Raw genomic sequence first — 17,752 nt, forward strand, 5'->3', positions numbered from 1 at the left:
ACCCTGCCGACCCTGCTCTGGGTGGCACTGCCCTACATCTGCGCGGCGACCTTCCTCGTCGGGCACCTGTGGCGGTACCGCTACGACAAGTTCGGCTGGACCACCCGGTCGTCGCAGAGCTACGAGAGCCGGCTGCTGCGCTGGGGCTCGCCGATGTTCCACTACGGCATCCTGATGGTCATCGGCGGGCACATCGTCGGGCTGCTGATCCCGGCCTCCTGGCTCTACGCCGTCGGCATCGACGAGCACCTCTACCACCTGGGTGCGACCTGGCTGGGGTCGCTGGCCGCGGTGCTGACCCTGGCCGGGCTGGCCATCCTGATCTACCGGCGGCGCACGGTGGCCGCGGTGTTCCTGGCCACCACCGCGATGGACAAGCTGATGTACGTGCTGCTCGGCGCCACGCTGCTGTTCGGGACGCTGGCCACCTCGGTGCACCAGGTGTTCGGCAAGGGCTACGACTATCGCTCGACCATCTCGCCGTGGTTCCGGGACCTGATCCTGTTCGACCCGCACCCCGAGCTGATGGCCGACGTGCCGGTGGCGTTTCAGATCCACGTGGTCAGCGCCTGCCTGCTGTTCGCGCTGTGGCCGTTCACCCGGCTGGTGCACGTGTTCTCCGCGCCGGTCGGCTACCTGTTCCGGCCCTACATCGTCTACCGGTCCCGTGACGAGCAGAACGGCAACCGGGCCCCGCGCCGCGGCTGGGACCCGGTCGCCGCGCCCGACCCGGCCCGGCTGCGCAAGCTCTAGCCGCGCCCGGCCAGCGGCGCCAATGACAGCGCCAGGGCGGCGCCGAAATCGGTTGCGGGGGCGGCGAGCACCTCGGCGACCGGGCCCTGCTGGGTGATCCGGCCGTGCTCCAGCAGCACCAGCCGGTCGGCCAGCGCGGCGGCGTCGGCGACCCCGTGCGAGACCAGGATCGTGGTGGTGCCGCGCAGCTGGTCGGCGACGGTGTCGCGCAGCGCGGCGGCGGCCTGCACGTCCAGGGCGGCGAACGGCTCGTCGAGCAGCAGCAGCCGCGGCGCCGCGGCCAGCGCCCGGGCCAGCGCTACCCGCTGCCGCTGGCCGGCCGACAGCTGGTGCGGGGCGCGCCCGCCGAGGCCGGCCAGGCCGATCCGGTCCAGCCAATCGGCGGCGACGGCGCGGGCCCGGGCCCGGTCGGCGCCGGCGATGCGGGCGGCGAAGCCGATGTTCTGCGCGGCGCTCAGGTGCGGGAACAGCAGCGCATCCTGGCCGAGCAGCCCGACGCTGCGGTGCGACGGCGACAGGTGCCGCGACGGGCCGGCCAGCTCGGTGTCGCCCAGCACGATCGCCCCGCCGTCGAGCCGGGTCAGCCCGGCGATCGCCTCCAGCAGGGTGGTCTTGCCCGACCCGCTGGGCCCCATCACCGCCAGCACCGCGCCGGGCTCGGCTGCCAGCCGCACGTCCAGCCCGGCGTGCGCGACGACGACGTGCGCGTCCAGCGCGGCCCCCGGGCGGCTCACCGCAGCGCCCCCGGTCGCCACGCCCGGACCCCGAGCAGCACCAGGATCGCGGTGCCCAGCAGCAGCAGCGACAACGCCACCGCCGTCTGACGGCCGGCGCCGGACCCGTTGAACGCGGTGTAGATGGCCAGCGGCATGGTCTGGGTGATGCCGGGGGCGTTGCCGGCGAACAGCGCGGTGGCGCCGAACTCGCCGATCGCCCGGGCGAAGCACAGGATCACCCCGACCACAATGCCCGGGGCGGCCAGTGGCAGCGTCACCCGCCACAGCACCCGCCACGGCCGCGCGCCCAGGGTGGCGGCGGTGCGTTCGTAGCGCCGGCCCGCGCCGCGGATGGTGCCCTCCACCGCCAGCACCAGAAACGGCAGCGCGACGAACGCCTGGGCCAGCACCACCGCGGTCGGGGTGAACGGGATCGCGGTGCCGAACCCGTCGGCGATCAGCCGGCCCACCGGGCCGCTCCGGCCGAACAGGTACAGCAGCGCGACGCCGCCGACCATCGGCGGCAGCACCAGCGGCACCGCGACGATGGCCCGCAGCAGCGCCGAGACCCGCGGGCCGGAGCGGGCGATCAGCAGGGCCAGCGGCAGCCCGAGCAGCAGGCACAGCGCCGTCGCCGACAGGCCGTAGACCAGGGACAGCCGCAGCGCGTCGCGGGCCACCGGTGAGGTCACGTCCTGCCACAGCGTCGACCACGACGCCCGGGCGACCAGCGCGATCAGCGGCGCCACCAGCAGCAGCAACCCGAGCACCGCCGGGCCGAGCAGCGCCAGCGGGGTGCGGGCGCCGGTGTCGCGCTGCGGGCCGGTCACGGCGCGCCGAACCCGTGCTCGGCCAGGATCCGCTGCCCGGTGCGGCCCGTCACGAAGTCGACGAACGCCCGGCCCGCCGGGCCGGCCGACCGGGTCGCGGCGATCGGGTACCGGTTGACCACCTCGACCGCGCCGGCGGGCACGAAACTGTCCACGTCGTCCTCGCCGCGCACATCGGTGGCGTACACCAGCCCGGCGTCGGCCTCGCCGGTGGCGACCTTGGTCAGCACCGCGCTGACGTTCTGCTCCAGGCTGGCCGGGACGACGGTGACGGCGGCCGCGCGCAGCAACCGGGTGGCCGCCGCGCCGCACGGGACCTGCGGCGCGCACAGCACGGTCAGCACCCGGGGCAGGTCCGCCAGCGTCCGCACCCCGCCGGGATTGCCCCTGGGCACCGCCACCACCAGGGTGTTCGTCGCGAACACCCGCGGGTCCTCGACCAGCTGCGCGGCGCCGGCGGTGGCCATGCTCGGCTCGTCGGCGGTGGCGAGCACGTCGGCGTCGGCCCCCTCGGTCAGCTGGGTGACCAGCGTCGAGGAGCCGTCGTAGCGCGCCGAGACGGTGACGTCGGGGTGCGCATCGGTGAACGCCGCGCCGATCTCGTCGAACGCCTCGCGCAGCGAGGCGGCCGCGAACACGGTCAGCGTGCGGTCCGGCGCCGGGGACGCCGAACAGCCGGCCAGCAGCAGGGCGCCGGACACCGCGGCCAGCACCGCCCGGGCGGTCCTCACCGCGGCGCCCCCGGCGTCTCGACCATCACGGTGGTGGCCTTGACCACCGCCACCGCCAGGGTGCCGGGCCGCAGGTCGAGCTCGCGGGCGGCCTCGGCGCTGAGCAGTGACACCACCCGGTGCGGCCCGCACTGCATATCGATCTGCGCCATCACGCCGTCGACCTGCACCCGGGTGACCAGCCCGGTGAACCGGTTGCGCGCGCTGGAGAGCACGTCGGTGGGATCGGCCGGCGCGTCGGCCAGCCGCACCGCGTGCTCGGCGAGCGCGGCGCCGGGAATGCTGGCCGGATGCGCGCCGGTCACCGGCAGCACATCCTGGTCGATCCAGCGCCGCACGGTGTCGTCGCTGACCCCCAGGAGCCGGGCCGCCTCGGCGATGCGGAAGTCGTTCATCCCCCAAGCCTAGAAGCTGTAGACCCGCATACGCCGGAAGTAACCAGAAAATAATCCGCATCTGCGGTGGCTCTCGGCGCCGGTGGGGGCCCGGTTAACCTGGGCGCATGACCGGCGCCGACGGATACCTCGAGGTGGAGGAGCAGCTGCGCCGGGTGCTGAGCCGGACACCGGTGCTGGCCGCCGAGACCGTGGCGCTCGACGACGCGGCCGGGCGCACCCTGGTTGGGGACGCGCCGGCCCGCAGCGCCGTGCCGCCCTTCGACAATTCCGCGATGGACGGCTTCGCGGTGCGCTTCGCCGACGTTGCCGCCGCCACCGCCGAGGCGCCGGAGACGCTGCGGGTGGTCGCCGACATCCCGGCGGGCAGCGGGGCGGACCCGAGCCTGGCCCCGGGCACCGCGGCGCGGATCATGACCGGCGCCCCGGTGCCCGCCGACGCCGACGCCATCGTGCCGTTCGAGGACACCGCGGGCGGCCTGGCCGACTCGCTGAGCACCGCGGTGGTGCGGCGGGCGCCGCGCGGGCCCGGCGCGCACATCCGGCGCGCCGGCGAGGACATCGCCGCGGGCGCGAGGGTACTGGCGCCCGGCGTGCCGCTCGGGCCGCGGCAGCTGGCGGCGCTGGCCGCCGCCGGCATCGCCGAGGTGCCGGTGGCGCCGCGCCCGCGGGTGGTGGTGGTCTCCACCGGCTCGGAGCTGGTGGCCCCCGGCAGCGCGCTGCGGCATGGGCAGATCCCGGAATCCAACGGCATCCTGCTGGCCGGCCTGGTCGCCGAGGCCGGCGCCGAACCGGTGGCCCGGCGGGTGGTCGACGACGAGGGCGACGGGCCCGCCGAGGTGGTCGCCGAGGCCGCCCGGCTCGGCGCGCACGCGGTGATCTTCTCCGGCGGGGTCAGCGCGGGCGCCTACGAGGTGGTCCGCGAAAGCCTCGGCGCATCAATGGATTTCGTCAAGGTCGCGATGCAGCCGGGCAAGCCGCAGGGCTTCGGCAGCAGCGCCGAGGGGATGCTGCTGTTCGGGCTGCCGGGCAACCCGGTCGCCGTCGCGGTGTCCTTCGAGGCATTCGTCCGTCCCGCGCTGCTGCGGATGCAGGGCCGCACCGAGATCCACCGCCGCCGCCGGCTGCTGCCGGCCGGGGTGGCCTGGCGCACCCCGGCGGGCCGGCGCCAGTATCTGCCCGTCGTCGTCGACGACGCCGACCCGGCGCGCCCGGTGGTGCGCCCGGCCACCGCAGGCGGATCGGGCTCGCACCTGGCGGTCGGGCTGGGCGCGGCCGGCGGCTACGCCGTGGTGCCCGCCGAGGTCGGGGCGGTCCGCGCCGGCGACCTGGTCGAGGTCATCGAATTCTGAACGATTCCGAACTCTGAACAGCGGGGAGGCAACCGTGGACGGCCCACTGACGCATCTGGACGCCGCCGGGCACGCCCGGATGGTCGACGTGACCGAGAAGACCCCGACCGTGCGGGCGGCCACCGCGCGCGGGGTGGTGCGGTGCGCGCCGGAAACCGTGGCGCTGCTGCGCGACGGCGCGGCGCCGAAGGGCGATGTGCTCGCGGTGGCGCGGATCGCCGGGATCTCCGCGGCCAAGCGCACCGCCGAACTGCTGCCGCTGGCACACGTCATCGGGGTGCACGGCGCCAGCGTCGACCTGCAGATCACCGAGCACGGCGTCGCCATCGAGGCGACCGTGCGCACCGCCGACCGCACCGGCGTGGAGATGGAGGCGCTGACCGCGGTCTCGGTCGCGGCGCTGGCCGTCGTCGACATGGTCAAGGGGGTGGACCGCACCGTCACGGTGCAGGACCTGCGGATCGTGGCCAAGCACGGCGGCCGGTCCGGATCCTGGGTCCGGCCGGGGGAGTAGCGGTGCCCGGGGCGATCGTGCTGGTCGGCGGCGCCGGGACGCGCCTGGGTGGGCGGGCCAAGCCGCTGCTGCGCCTGGGCGGGCGCACCCTGCTGGAGCGCAGCCTGGCCGCACTGGCCGGCTGCGCGCCGATCGTGGCGGTCGGCCCGGTGCTGGATCCGGCGGCCGGCATCGACTGGGTCCGGGAGGATCCGCCGCGCTCCGGGCCGGTCGCGGCGATCGCGGCCGGGCTGGCGGCGCTGGGCCCGGGCGTGCCGGAGGTGCTGGTGCTGGCGGGGGACCTGGCCCACCCGGACGCCGTGGTCGGGCGGCTGGCGGGGCCGGTCCGCGGCGACGCGGTGCTGCTGCGGGCCGATGGCCACCCGCAGTGGCTGGCCGGGCGCTACCGGACCGCGGCGCTGCGCGACGCGCTGGAGCGCTTCGGCGGGCCGATCGCCGGCGCGTCCTGCCGCGCCGTGCTCGGCGGCCTGGCCGTGCAGTGGTGCGACGACCATGATGGGATCAGCGCCGACATCGACACCGCGGCCGACCTGGACCGCGTGCGCGCGGCGATCGAAGGAGACTGACGTGGCACTGGTGCGGTTCTTCGCCGCGGCCGCCGAGGCCGCCGGGGCACCCGAGCGCGACAGCGACGCGGCCACCATCGGTGAGCTGAAGGCGGCGCTGACCGCGCAGCACCCCCGCCTGGGCGAGCTGTGGGGCTGCTGCTCGGTGCTGGTGGACGGCACCCGGGCCGACGACGGCGCCGCGCTGCCCGCAGCTGCGACGGTGGACGTGCTGCCGCCGTTCGCGGGCGGCTAGCCGCCGGCGCTGAAGCGGCGGCTAGCCGCCGATCCCTTTCCAGCGCTCGGTCCCGTCGGCCTCGATCTGCCGCTTCCACACCGGCAACTCGGCCTTGATCGTCTCGATCACCGCGCGGCACACCGTGAACGCGGTGTCCCGGTGCGCGGCGGACACCGCGATCATCACCGCCGCATCGCCCACCGCGAGCCGGCCGACGCGGTGACTGACCGCCACGGTCGCCCGATCACCGGCCGCGGCGCCGGCCAGCCGGGCCAGCACCGCCTCGGCGTCGGGATGGGCGCTGTACTCCAGGGCGACCACGGCGTCGGCGGCGTCGGGATCGTGATCGCGGACCTGCCCGATGAACGTCGCGACCGCGCCGGCGGTCCGGCCGTCGACCGCCGCGACATGCTCATCGAGCGACAGAGCCGCGTCGCTGATCCGGGCCAGTGCGACCGTCACCGGTGATCCTCCCCGCTGAGCTGGGACAGCACGTGGCCGGCGACCGCGGTCACCACCGGCATGCCCTCGGCGACGGCCTTCGGCGAGCCGGGCAGGTTCACCACCAGGGCGTCCTCGACGACCCCGGCGATGCCGCGGCTGAGCATCGCCATCGGGGTGTTGGCCAGGCCGCGGCGGCGCAACTCGTCGGCGATGCCGGGCAGCTGTCGCTGCAGCACCCGGGCGGTGCCCTCCGGGGTGGCGTCGCGCGGCCCGACCCCGGTGCCGCCGGTGGTCACGATCAGCCGCAGCCCGTCGGCCAGCATCGCCCGCAGCGCTGCCGCGACGCGGTCGGCGCCGTCGGCGACAATCCGCGGCGGCGCGCAGTCGAAGCCCGCCTCGCGCAGCGCGGCCACCGCGATCGGGCCCGCCGTGTCCGGTCGGGTGCCCGCGGCCGACCGGTCGGACACGGTGAGCACGCCAGCCGAGATCATCGGCCGAGCGTAGCCGGACACACCCGGACCGCAGGCCAACCAACCGACCGGTTGGGGTATGTTCGGGGTCACATTCCGATCCATTCCCAGTCATTGCCGGAGGAAATTCATGGGCCAGGTCCTGAAGTACGACCGCACGCTGTTCGAGCCCGAGCACGAACTGTTCCGCGAGTCATACCGCGCCTTCCTGGACAAGCACGTCGCGCCGTACCACGAGCAGTGGGAGAAGGACAAGATCGTCGACCGCGGCGTCTGGGTCGAGGCCGGCAAGCAGGGCTTCCTCGGGATGGCGGTGCCCGAGGAGTTCGGCGGCGGCGGCACCGACGACTTCCGCTACAACGTGGTGCTGGTGGAGGAGACCGTCGCGGGCCGCTACAGCGGGCTGGGCTTCTCGCTGCACAACGACGTGTGCCTGCCGTACCTGCTGCGACTGTGCAACGACGAGCAGAAGCAGCGCTGGCTGCCCGGCTTCTGCAGCGGTGAGCTGATCACCGCCATCGCGATGACCGAGCCGGGCACCGGCAGCGACCTGCAGGGCATCAAGACCCGCGCGGTCCGCGACGGTGACCACTACATCCTCAACGGCTCGAAGACCTTCATCACCAACGGCATCCACTCCGACCTGGTGATCGTGGTCGCCCAGACCGACCCGGACAAGGGCGCGCTGGGCTTCTCGCTGCTGGTCGTGGAGCGCGGCATGGCGGGCTTCGAGCGCGGCCGCCACCTGGACAAGATGGGTCTGGACGCCCAGGACACCGCCGAACTGTCCTTCACCGACGTCCGGGTGCCGGTGGCCAACCTGCTCGGCGAGGAGGGTCAGGGCTTCGTCTACCTGATGCAGAACCTGCCCCAGGAGCGGATCTCGATCGCCGTGATGGCCGCCGCCGCGATGGAGGCGGTGCTGGAGGAGACCCTGCAGTACACCAAGGACCGCAAGGCCTTCGGCCGCTCGATCGGCAGCTTCCAGAACAGCCGGTTCCTGCTGGCCGAACTGGCCACCGAGACCACCGCCGTGCGGATCATGATCGACGAGTTCCTCAAGCTGCACCTGGAGGAGAAGCTCACCATCGAGCAGGCCGCGATGGCCAAGTGGTGGTCCACCGAGCAGCAGGTGAAGCTGATCGACCGGTGCCTGCAACTGCACGGCGGCTACGGCTATATGCGGGAATACCCGGTCGCGCGGGCCTACATGGATGCCCGCGTGCAGACCATCTACGGCGGCACCACCGAAATCATGAAGGAAATCATCGGGCGCAGCCTCGGCGTCTGAACGACGGCGACCACCCGCGGGCCCCGGCAGCAGGCCGGGGTCCGCGGCGCGTTTCGCCAGCAAATTGCCCGGCGAAACGGGTCGCGGCTGCGGCTCATTTCCATCTCAGATCGGTATTGTCCGAAGGTGACGACCACCCGAAGTCCCAGCAACCGCATAGTGTCACGAGGTTGAGAATCGTGACGAAGGTGTTTTGTGGGACGCGACCGCTGGGAGTGTGCATGACGAGGCAACGAAGCCCGTGGCGATGGGCGATGGGGCGCGCGACCGTCGCGTGCGTCGCGCTGGTCGCGATGGTCGGCCTGATGGCCGCCGCGCCGGCCTCGGCCACCCCCGAGGGTGACGCCGACGTCGCCATCACCGACGCCTGGAACGCCGCCGGTGGGGTGGCTTCCACGCTGGGGGACAAGGACGGCGGGGTCTACGCCGCCGGCCCCGGATTCGTGCAGAACTTCGCCGCCGGTGCCATCTACTACACCCCGGCCACCGGCGCCCGGATCATGCACGGCGCGATCCTGGACCGCTACCGCGCCCTCGGCGGCCCGGACGGCGACCTGGGCTTCCCGACCATCGATGAGGGCCCGGGCCGGGTCAGCCCGGAGTCGCGCAACAGCACCTTCTCCGCCGCGGACAATCCGGTCATCTTCTGGACCCCGGAGACCGGCGCGTGGGTGGTCCGCGGCGCGATGAACGCGGCCTGGGACCGGCTCGGCGGCTCGGCCGGCGCGCTCGGCGTGCCGGTGGAGGACGAGACCTACGCCGGCTCGGTGATCAACCAGCGCTTCGTCAACGGCCTGATCTCCTACGACACCGCGACCGCCACCTTCACCACCGAACCGCCGGAGCTGGCCGGTGAGCTGGCCGGCCTGACGGTCCCGGCCGATCCCGCGACCGCGATCAACCTGGCCTATCGGATGGCCGGCGGACCCGACGGTCCGCTCGGCGCCCGCGACGGCGACGCCTACTCGATCGGCGATGAGGGGACCGCGCAGAACTTCGCCAACGGCAAGATCTACTACACCGTCGACACCGGGGCGCACGCGCTGACCGGTGCCATTCTGGCCCGCTACGAGTCCGCCGGCGGCCCGACCGGGGAGCTGGCCTTCCCGACCAGCGGTGAGGTCGACGGCGGGGTCCCCGACAGCAAACAGGTCAGCTTCGCCGCACCGGATCACCCGGTCATCTTCTGGACCGAGGAGCACGGCGCCATCGTCGTCAACGGCCCGGTCAAGACGGCCTGGGACAAGCTCGGTGGGCCGACCGGCGCGCTCGGCATCCCGATCGCCGAGCACGACATCAACCGCGATGTGATGAGCCAGCGCTTCAGCGGCGGCGAGATCACCTGGAACGCCACGGACCGCACCTTCACCACCAAGCCCGATGAGTTGGCCGGTTCCCTGGAGGGCATCGAGGTGCCCAACCAGCCGCTGCCGAACGTGCCGGCCGCTCCGCCGGTCGAGCAGCCCGATTCCAGCGGTTGGAACGTGTCCTGGCTGTGGTGGCTGGTGCCGCTGCTGGTGCTGGTGGCGATCTCGGGCCTGGTCTGGCTGATCGGCCGGCGTCGGTCCGGCGCCGCGGCGGCCGCCGAGCCGACCGAGCGCCGGCAGCGCGGCCAGGATGAGTCCGACCACGGCGACGCCGATCATGGCGACACCGATTACGGCGACGACTACGGCGACTCCCACTACGGCGACTCCCACTACGGCGACTCCCACTACGGTGACTCCCACTACGGTGACGCGCACTACGGCGAGGTGACCTACGGCGACGACTACGAGGAGGGCTCCGGCTACCGGGCCGGCGACGTCGTCATCCATGACGAGCTGTTCACCCACCGCGGCGCCCACCAGGTCGAGACCACCGCGGACCTCGAGGAGAACCAGGACGTCATCAACACCGCGCCGACCCGCTACGACTTTGTCGCCGAGGGCGCGGATTTCGACGACGAGACGCCGTCGGGCCGGCACGCCGCGGTGCGCTACGAGCCGGCCGAGGAACAGACCGAGTCGGTGGACTACGCCGAACCGCTGGTCCCGCCGCTGCCGGACTGGGGCGACAAGTACGGGCTGTTCAACGATTATCAGCCCGAGGCGCTGACCCGTCCGGTCGCACAGCCGGAGCCGGACCCGGAGCCGCACGGCGGCGAGGAGTCGGCCTACCCGGCGATCCACCTGCCGCTGGAGGATCCGCATGAGGCGCCCGCGGGCTTCTCGATCAAGGCCTGCATGCGCTCGGGCAGCTACCACGTGCCGGGCGGACTGTCCTACGACGAGACGATCGCCGACATCTGGTTCGCCGACGAGCAGCACGCTCAGGCCAACGGTTTCCACCGCGCCGATTAGCCGGCGCGGTGGAGGCCGGGCCTAGATCCGGCGGATGACCGTCACGACCTTGCCCAGGATCACCGCGTCGTTGCCGGGGATCGGGTCGAAGGCCGGGTTGTGCGGCATCAGCCAGACCTGGCCGCTGGTGCGTTTGAAGGTCTTGACGGTGGCTTCGCCGTCGAGCATCGCCGCCACGATGTCGCCGTTGTCGGCGACGTTCTGCTGACGCACCACCACCCAGTCGCCGTCGCAGATGGCCGCGTCGACCATCGATTCGCCGACCACCTTGAGCAGGAACAGCGATCCCTCGCCGACCAGCTCGCGGGGCAGCGGGAAGACCTCTTCGACGGCCTCCTCGGCGAGGATCGGCCCGCCGGCGGCGATCCGGCCCAGCACCGGAACGTAGGTGGGTTCCGGCAGCGCATCGGAGCCGGCGACCTCGGTCTGCGGCACGTACGGCGTGCCGTCGGCACTGCGCACATTGACCGCGCGGGGCCGGTTGGGGTCGCGGTGCAGATAGCCCTTGCGTTCCAGGGCGCGCAGCTGATGGGCGACCGACGAGGTGGAGGTCAGGCCGACCTCGTCGCCGATCTCCCGGATGCTCGGGGGATAGCCGCGGCCGGCCACCGAGGCGCGGATCACCTCGAGGATCCGGCGCTGACGCTCGGTCAGATTCGGATCGAGATCACCGGTGCGGGGTTCGCTGCTTTCGCCCATACCTGCGAATATAGTCCGCCCGACCTGGTTTATCAAACATCTGTTCGAGATTGCTTGCGGCCGTTGGTCGATACCCTACCCCGTATGGTATTCATAACGGGTCAGGAAACCGCGACGGAGGGGTGAGTGATGCTCGCGATCATCAAACGGATGTGGATTCCGCTGGTCGTGCTGATCGCCGTGGCGCTCGGTACCACCGGCGTGCTGCAACTGCGCGGCAAATTCGGATCCGACGAGATCTTCGCCGTCGGCAACAAGACTGTGGAGACCATCGTGCCGTTCAACCCCAAGGAAGTCACCTACGAGCTGTTTGGGCCGGCATCCGCGAGCGGCCGGGTCAGCTACCTTAACGCCGACGCCCAGCCCGAGGAGGCCGTTTTCAACGGCCTGCCCTGGACGCACAGTTTCTCCACCACCATCCCGGCGGTCGTCGCCAACCTGGTCGCCCAGGGTGATGTCGGGCAGTTGGGCTGCCGGATCACCGTCAACGGCACCGTCAAGGACGAGCAGACCGTCACCGGTCCTGCCGCGCAGGCCTTCTGCCTGGTGAAGGCGGCATGAGCGAGCACGGCGGTAACCCCCGCCCCGCATTCATGCGTTTTGTCCGCGCCTTCGCGGTGCCGATCATCCTGATCTGGGTTGGGATGACCGCGGCGCTGAATCTGCTGGTGCCGCAGATCGAACCGGTGGCCCGCGAGAACGCGGTGTCGATGTCGCCGGCCGACGCGCCGTCGGTGATCGCCGCCAAGCGAATCGGCGAGGTGTTCCAGGAGTCCGACTCCGACAGCATGGTGATGGTGGTGCTGGAGGGTGACGAACCCCTGGGCACCCAGGCGCACGAGTACTACGACGACCTGGTGGTCAAGCTCGAGGCGGACACCCAGCACGTCCAGCACGTGCAGAACCTGTGGGGTGACCTGATCACCGCCGCGGGCAACCAGAGCGCCGACGGCCTGGCCGCCTACGTGCAGATCAACGTCGCGGGCAACCAGGGCAGCACCGAGGGGATGGCCTCGGTGGAGGCGGTCCGCCACATCGTCGACGCGAACCCGCCGCCGGCCGGAATCCGGGCCTACGTCACCGGGCCCGCCGCGCTGACCACGGACATGAACGAGGCCGCCGACAAGTCGATGTTCATCATGATGGGCGTCACCGGCATCGTGATCATCATCATGCTGGCACTGGTCTATCGATCGGTGTCCACGGTGTTGCTGATCCTGGCGATGGTCGGGCTGTCGATGGGCACCGCGCGCGGCGTGGTTGCGCTGCTCGGCGACCATCAGCTGCTGGGCTTCTCGACGTTCGTCGTCGCGCTGCTCTCCTCGCTGGCGATCGCGCTGGGCACCGACTACGGGATATTCCTGGTCGGGCGCTACCAGGAGGCCCGTCGCAACGGCGAGGACCCCGAGACCGCCTACTACTCGATGTTCCGCGGTACCTACCACGTTGTGCTGGGGTCCGGGCTGACCATCGCCGGTGCCACGATGTGTCTGCACTTCGCCCGGCTGGACTACTTCAGCACCCTGGGCATCCCGTCGGCGGTGGGCCTGTTGGTGGTGATCGCCGGCGCGCTGACCGCGGCCCCCGCGATCGTCACGGTGGCCACCCGGTTCGGTCTGCTGGAGCCCAAGGGTGCGGCCAACACCCGCCGGTGGCGGCGGATCGGCACCGCCGCGGCGCGCTGGCCGCTGCCCGTCGCGGTGTCGGCCATCCTGGTCACCCTGGTCGGCCTGTTGATCATGCCGACCATGAAGATCAGCTTCAACGATCGCTACTACATCCCCCAGGACGTGCCGTCCAACATCGGCTACACCGCCGCCGAGCGGCATTTCAGCGCCGCCACGATGAACCCGGACATCCTGATGGTCGAGGCCGACCACGACCTGCGCAACCCCGCGGACATGATCGTGCTGGACCGGATCGCCAAGGCGCTCTTCCGCACCGACGGGGTGGCCCGGGTCCAGGGCATCACCCGGCCGCTCGGCTCGCCCATCGAGCACAGCTCGATCCCGTTCCAGGTCAGCATGCAGGCCCTGCCGATCACCCAGAACCTGCAGTTCATGAAGGACCGGATGGCCGACATGAAGAAGATGGCCGATGACCTCGGCGCGGTGATCGGGCCGATGGAACGCATGCAGACGCTGATGAACAGCATGGGTGCCACCACGGCGGACATGACCGCCAACATGACCGTGATGACCGGCAACCTCGACGAGATGCGGGACAACATCGCCGATTTCGATGATGCCGCCCGGCCGATCCGCAACTACTTCTACTTCGAGCAGAACTGCGTCAACATCCCGATCTGTGCGGCGGGACGAGCGGTCTTCGAGGCGCTCGACGGCGTGGACAAGTTCAGTGGGAACATGACCGCGCTGCTGGGCAACATGACCAACGTCGAGACGCTGTTCCCGCAGTTGGCCGCGCAGCTGCCGCCGGTCATCGCGGTCACCAAGTCCATGCAGGCCACCCTGCTGACGCTGCACAGCAGCTTCAACGGGCTGGTCACCCAGATGAGCCGGATGACCGACACGGCCACCGCGATGGGCGAGGCCTTCGACGCCTCGAAGAACGACGACTTCTTCTACCTGCCGCCGGAGGCCTTCGACAACCCGGACTTCCAGCGTGGCCTGGAACTGTTCCTGTCCCCGGACGGCAAGGCGGCCCGGTTCATCATCGTCAACGAGAACGATCCGGCGACCCCGGCGGGTATCGCGGCGGTCAAACCGGTGCTGGAGGCGGCCCACGCCGCGGTCAAGGGCACCCCGCTGGCCGGCGCCGACTTCTATATGACCGGCACGGCCGCGAGCTACTACGACATCCAGACCGGCATGACCTACGACATCCTGCTGGTCGGGCTGGCCGCGGCGACGCTGATCTTCGTGGTGATGCTGGTCATCACCCGCTCGCTGGTGGCGGCCGCGGTGATCGTCGGCACCGTGCTGCTGTCGCTGGGTGCGGCGTTCGGGTTGTCGGTGCTGCTCTGGCAGCACATCCTGGGCCTGGAGCTGAACTGGATCGCGCCGGTGTTCGGGGTGATCATCCTGTTGGCGGTGGGCTCGGACTACAACCTGCTGCTGGTCTCGCGATTCAAGGAGGAGATCGGCGCCGGCCTCAACACCGGGATCATCCGGTCGATGGGCGGCACCGGCGGGGTGGTGACCGCAGCCGGGCTGGTGTTCGCGTTCACCATGGCCTCGATGGTGGCCAGCGACCTGAGCTCGATCGGGCAGGCCGGTTCGACGATCGCCCTGGGCCTGTTGTTCGACACCCTGATCGTCCGGTCCTTCATGACGCCGTCGCTGGCCGCGCTGCTCGGGCGGTGGTTCTGGTGGCCGCAGCGGGTCCGCCCGCGCCCGGCCAGTGCGATGCTGCGGCCCTACGGTCCGCGTGCCCTGGTGCGCTCCCTGATGCTCGGTGAGGGCAAGGACCGGGAGGGTAAGGACCGGGAGGGTAAGGACCGAGAGGCCGATGGCCCCGACGGTGCGCCCGATCGACCGGAGGGTGAGGGCGCCCCCGCCTGAACTGTCGGACCCTCGCTCTAATGTTCGGACACAGTTCGATTACACGTTCGAAAGCCGCTGGTGTTTCGAACGGATGAACGATTACTGTATCGAACAGAGGATCGAGACACCGACCCGGAAGGGGACCGCCATGACCGCCCTGCTCACCGCCGACACCGATTTCCCGGCCCGCCGGACCGCCCGCCCGGTACGGGTCGAAGCCCGCGACGCCGTTCGGCGCCGGCCGCGCACCGCCGGAACCCGGCACCGGGGCACCGGGGTGCTGATGTCACGGGCCTCGCACCGGCGCCGGCCGGTCACCCCGGCCGCCACCGTCGGCCTGGCCCTGCTGGCCGCGCTGATCACGGTGTGGCTGGGCGCGGTCGCCCAGTTCGGGGCGGCCGCCAACGATCCGGCGGCGGCCGGCCCGACGACGGCCGCGGCCACCGAGACGCTGGCCGTTGTCGAGGTCAATCCGGGGGAGTCGCTGATCGAGCTGGCCGCCCGGGTGGCGCCGAACCGCTCGACCGAGCAGGTCGCCCAGCGCATCCGCGACCTCAACCGGCTGGCCGGCGCCGAGCCGCGGCCCGGGCAGACCCTGATCGCCCCGATCGCCTGAGTGTGGCCGCAATGACGGCGCACGGCCTGCGGCGTCCGGCGCCTGTAGGCTTCCAGACGGTGCCGTTCGCCCCCACGCGGTGCCGGGAAGGAACCGACGTGCACTGCCCGTTCTGTCGGCATCCCGACTCCCGGGTGGTCGATTCCCGCGAGACCGACGAAGGCCAGGCCATTCGTCGTCGCCGGTCCTGCCCGGAGTGCGGCCGTCGCTTCACCACCGTCGAGACCGCGGTGCTGGCCGTCGTCAAGCGCAGCGGTGTCACCGAGCCGTTCAGCCGGGAAAAGGTCATCCAGGGCGTGCGCCGGGCCTGCCAGGGCCGCCACGTCGACGCCGATGCACTGAACCTGCTGGCCCAGCAGGTCGAGGACGCGGTGCGAGCCGCCGGTTCCCCCGAGGTCCCCAGCCACGAGGTCGGGCTGGCCATTCTGGGCCCGCTGCGCGAACTCGATGAGGTCGCCTACCTGCGGTTCGCCTCGGTGTACCGGTCCTTCGAGTCGGCCGAGGACTTCGAGCGCGAGATCGCCGACCTGCGCCGGCACCGGGATTCGCCCGCGCCGCTGGCGCAGTAACCGGCTCAGCGCAGCAGCCGGCTCAGACCGTGCGCAGCCCGTCGTGCGCCACCCGCCCGCCGAGCCGAACCCAGCCGTCCGCACTCCAGCGGGTGTAGAGCTGCGAGCCCTTGCCCTGCGTGATGGTCAGGTCCCGGCTCAGGTATTCGGTCATCCGTACCGCCGCCGACCCGGTGGCCTCATCCTCGGCGATCCCCAGCGCCGGGGCAAAGGCCCGCGACCGCACGGTCGCGGCCTGCTCGTCGATCCAGGCCCACAGGTAGTGGCCGGCGTCGTCGGCGTAGTCCTCCGGGTCGGCGTCGAGCACCGCGCGTTCGGCGCCCAGGTCGTAGAGGGCGAACTCCGGGGACCAGTCCGCCGGTGCACTGATCATAGTCAGCGACCCATCGGGGCCCCCGTCGTAGCTGACCTGAACGATGCCGGCCGGCACCGCCAGGGTGTGCACCGGGCGGCCCAGATCGCGCAGGTACCAGGCCAGCCCGACGGTGGGATGGCCGGCGAACGGAATCTCGGTGGCCGGGGTGTAGATCCGGGCCGACGCGGTCGGTCCGCCCGGCTCCGGCAGGTCCACGAAAATGGTTTCGCTGTAACCCAATTCGGTCGCCAGTGCCTGTCGGTCGGCCGGCGGCACCGCCGCCGCGTCGACCACGCCCAACGGATTTCCGAAGTTCCCGGCCGCATCGGTGAAAACCCGCAAAACCGCCACATCGATGCCCATGCTTCGAGGGTAGTCCGACGGCGGCGATCCCGGGTCAGGCCGCGCCGGGGCCGTCCTCGGGGCCGTTCGGCCGGCCCGATTCGTCGCCGGACTGCTGAGCCAGAAACTGCTCGAACTGGGCGCCCAACTCGTCGCCGCTGGGCAGGTCCTCGTCGCGGGCCAGCAGCGAGCGGTTTTCCTGGGCGGAGACGAACGCGTCGTACTGGCTCTCCAGCGCGGTCACCACCGAAGCGATCTCCGGGTTCTCCGCGACCTGCTCGGCGATCTTGGTGGTGATCTCCGCACCCTGGGCGGCCAGTTCGGCCATCGGCAACGCCAGGCCGGCCGCCGCGCACACCTGCTCGAGCAGGGTGACCGCCGCCGGCGGGAAGTTGCTCTGCGCCAGGTAGTGCGGCACGTGCGCGGTGAAGCCGATCACTTCGTGGCCGTGCTGGGCCATCCGGTACTCCAGCAGGTTGGCGGCGCTGCCGGGCACCTGCACCTCGCCGACCCAGGGGATGTGCTCGCTGATCAGCTCGCGGTTGTTCGAATGCGCGGTCAGGGTCACCGGCCGGGTGTGCGGCACCGCCATCGGGATGGACCCCAGCCCGACGGTCAGTCGAACCCCGAGGTGCTCGGCCAGCAGCCGCACCGCGGTGACGAAACGTTCCCACTTCAAATCCGGCTCCAGCCCGCTGAGCAGCAGAAACGGCGTGCCGAGGCTGTCACGCAGGGCGTAGAGGCTCAGCTGCGGATTGTCGTAGTCGGTGAAGTGATCGGTCTTGAAGGTCATCACCGGGCGCCGTGAGCGGTAGTCGAGCAACTCGTCGATCGCGAACGAGGCGACCAGTTCGGATTCCAGGCTGGCCTTGAGGTGCGCGGCGGCGAGCTTGGCCGCGTGCCCGGCGTCGGTGAAGCCCTCCAGGGCGTGGATCAGCACCGGTCCGCGGCCGTCGGCCGAGCCCAACTGCGGGCCCGGGAACTCCAGCTCGTACATTCCGGACGTCTCGGGGCGATCGTTGTCCATCTGCCGCGCCTCCTTAC

The 17,752-nt window shown here is 71.7% G+C and carries 19 protein-coding genes and 1 pseudogene; 11 read left to right on the plus strand and 9 right to left on the minus strand.

Annotated elements, in window-relative coordinates; genetic code table 11:
- Positions 1 to 3: 3 nt before the first annotated feature.
- Positions 4 to 753 carry a respiratory nitrate reductase subunit gamma gene (gene narI, locus G6N10_RS02160; RefSeq protein ID WP_197745649.1) on the plus strand — a complete coding sequence of 250 codons (750 nt, stop codon included), beginning with the start codon at positions 4 to 6 and terminating at the stop codon, positions 751 to 753.
- A 226-nt stretch (positions 754 to 979) separates the two neighbouring features.
- Here narI and G6N10_RS20700 read toward each other — a convergent pair.
- From G6N10_RS20700 to G6N10_RS20160, 4 genes and pseudogenes are all read right to left on the minus strand, one after another.
- Positions 980 to 1,388, minus strand: a pseudogene (locus G6N10_RS20700) (ATP-binding cassette domain-containing protein); the annotation flags it as partial.
- 95 nt (positions 1,389 to 1,483) lie between these two features.
- Entirely contained in the window at positions 1,484 to 2,299 is an 816-nt protein-coding gene (locus G6N10_RS02170; RefSeq protein WP_085094308.1) for an ABC transporter permease, read from the minus strand.
- Entirely contained in the window at positions 2,296 to 3,030 is a 735-nt protein-coding gene (modA, locus tag G6N10_RS20155) for a molybdate ABC transporter substrate-binding protein (RefSeq protein WP_085094306.1), read from the minus strand. Before modA ends, G6N10_RS02170 begins: the two co-directional genes overlap by 4 nt.
- Complete coding sequence (locus G6N10_RS20160; protein ID WP_085094304.1) at positions 3,027 to 3,425, minus strand: TOBE domain-containing protein; 399 nt, start codon at positions 3,423 to 3,425, stop codon at positions 3,027 to 3,029. The genes modA and G6N10_RS20160 overlap by 4 nt, the downstream gene beginning before the upstream one ends.
- Before the next feature lie 107 nt (positions 3,426 to 3,532).
- Here G6N10_RS20160 and G6N10_RS02180 point away from each other — a divergent pair, with 107 nt between their 5' ends.
- Genes G6N10_RS02180 through G6N10_RS02195 form a run of 4 tightly spaced genes read left to right on the plus strand, consistent with a single transcriptional unit; the run spans position 3,533 to position 6,092 of the window.
- Positions 3,533 to 4,777, plus strand: coding sequence for a molybdopterin molybdotransferase MoeA (locus G6N10_RS02180; RefSeq protein ID WP_085094302.1), 1,245 nt, complete (start codon positions 3,533 to 3,535; stop codon positions 4,775 to 4,777).
- 34 nt (positions 4,778 to 4,811) lie between these two features.
- A complete protein-coding gene (gene moaC / locus G6N10_RS02185) occupies positions 4,812 to 5,291 on the plus strand; it encodes a cyclic pyranopterin monophosphate synthase MoaC (RefSeq protein ID WP_085094300.1) in 480 nt (159 codons plus the stop codon).
- A 2-nt stretch (positions 5,292 to 5,293) separates the two neighbouring features.
- A complete protein-coding gene (gene mobA / locus G6N10_RS02190) occupies positions 5,294 to 5,857 on the plus strand; it encodes a molybdenum cofactor guanylyltransferase (RefSeq protein ID WP_197745630.1) in 564 nt (187 codons plus the stop codon).
- A 1-nt stretch (position 5,858) separates the two neighbouring features.
- On the plus strand, positions 5,859 to 6,092 hold the full coding sequence (locus tag G6N10_RS02195; RefSeq protein ID WP_085094298.1) for a MoaD/ThiS family protein: 234 nt from the start codon (positions 5,859 to 5,861) through the stop codon (positions 6,090 to 6,092).
- A 21-nt stretch (positions 6,093 to 6,113) separates the two neighbouring features.
- Here the strand turns inward: G6N10_RS02195 and G6N10_RS02200 are convergent, their stop codons facing one another.
- Together G6N10_RS02200 and G6N10_RS02205 are read right to left on the minus strand one after the other, a co-directional pair.
- Entirely contained in the window at positions 6,114 to 6,536 is a 423-nt protein-coding gene (locus G6N10_RS02200) for a molybdenum cofactor biosynthesis protein MoaE (protein WP_085094296.1), read from the minus strand.
- Complete coding sequence (locus tag G6N10_RS02205) at positions 6,533 to 7,009, minus strand: MogA/MoaB family molybdenum cofactor biosynthesis protein (RefSeq protein WP_085094496.1); 477 nt, start codon at positions 7,007 to 7,009, stop codon at positions 6,533 to 6,535. Before G6N10_RS02205 ends, G6N10_RS02200 begins: the two co-directional genes overlap by 4 nt.
- A gap of 109 nt (positions 7,010 to 7,118) precedes the next feature.
- Between G6N10_RS02205 and G6N10_RS02210 the strand changes: the two genes are divergently transcribed.
- Both G6N10_RS02210 and G6N10_RS02215 read left to right on the plus strand, forming a co-directional pair.
- Complete coding sequence (locus tag G6N10_RS02210) at positions 7,119 to 8,279, plus strand: acyl-CoA dehydrogenase family protein (protein WP_085094294.1); 1,161 nt, start codon at positions 7,119 to 7,121, stop codon at positions 8,277 to 8,279.
- A 221-nt stretch (positions 8,280 to 8,500) separates the two neighbouring features.
- On the plus strand, positions 8,501 to 10,621 hold the full coding sequence (locus G6N10_RS02215) for an LGFP repeat-containing protein (protein ID WP_085094292.1): 2,121 nt from the start codon (positions 8,501 to 8,503) through the stop codon (positions 10,619 to 10,621).
- 21 nt (positions 10,622 to 10,642) lie between these two features.
- Here G6N10_RS02215 and lexA read toward each other — a convergent pair whose 3' ends face one another.
- On the minus strand, positions 10,643 to 11,320 hold the full coding sequence (lexA, locus tag G6N10_RS02220) for a transcriptional repressor LexA (protein ID WP_085094289.1): 678 nt from the start codon (positions 11,318 to 11,320) through the stop codon (positions 10,643 to 10,645).
- 129 nt (positions 11,321 to 11,449) lie between these two features.
- Between lexA and G6N10_RS02225 the strand changes: the two genes are divergently transcribed.
- The 4 genes from G6N10_RS02225 to nrdR all read left to right on the plus strand — a co-directional run bounded on the left by G6N10_RS02225 (position 11,450) and on the right by nrdR (position 16,011).
- Positions 11,450 to 11,881, plus strand: a complete 432-nt coding sequence (locus G6N10_RS02225; RefSeq protein WP_085094287.1) for an MmpS family transport accessory protein — start codon at positions 11,450 to 11,452, stop codon at positions 11,879 to 11,881.
- Entirely contained in the window at positions 11,878 to 14,844 is a 2,967-nt protein-coding gene (locus G6N10_RS02230) for an MMPL/RND family transporter (protein WP_085094285.1), read from the plus strand. The genes G6N10_RS02225 and G6N10_RS02230 overlap by 4 nt, the downstream gene beginning before the upstream one ends.
- A gap of 130 nt (positions 14,845 to 14,974) precedes the next feature.
- Complete coding sequence (locus tag G6N10_RS02235; protein WP_085094494.1) at positions 14,975 to 15,442, plus strand: LysM peptidoglycan-binding domain-containing protein; 468 nt, start codon at positions 14,975 to 14,977, stop codon at positions 15,440 to 15,442.
- Between the two features lie 98 nt (positions 15,443 to 15,540).
- On the plus strand, positions 15,541 to 16,011 hold the full coding sequence (gene nrdR / locus G6N10_RS02240; protein ID WP_085094283.1) for a transcriptional regulator NrdR: 471 nt from the start codon (positions 15,541 to 15,543) through the stop codon (positions 16,009 to 16,011).
- Between the two features lie 22 nt (positions 16,012 to 16,033).
- Here the strand turns inward: nrdR and G6N10_RS02245 are convergent, their stop codons facing one another.
- Positions 16,034 to 16,729: a PhzF family protein gene (locus G6N10_RS02245; protein WP_085094281.1), complete on the minus strand. Its 696-nt coding sequence runs from the start codon at positions 16,727 to 16,729 to the stop codon at positions 16,034 to 16,036.
- Positions 16,730 to 16,763: 34 nt separating this feature from the next.
- A complete protein-coding gene (locus G6N10_RS02250) occupies positions 16,764 to 17,735 on the minus strand; it encodes a proteasome assembly chaperone family protein (protein ID WP_085094279.1) in 972 nt (323 codons plus the stop codon).
- Positions 17,736 to 17,752 lie beyond the last annotated feature (17 nt).

This window comes from Mycolicibacterium fallax, assembly GCF_010726955.1.
GTDB classification, from domain to species: domain Bacteria; phylum Actinomycetota; class Actinomycetes; order Mycobacteriales; family Mycobacteriaceae; genus Mycobacterium; species Mycobacterium fallax.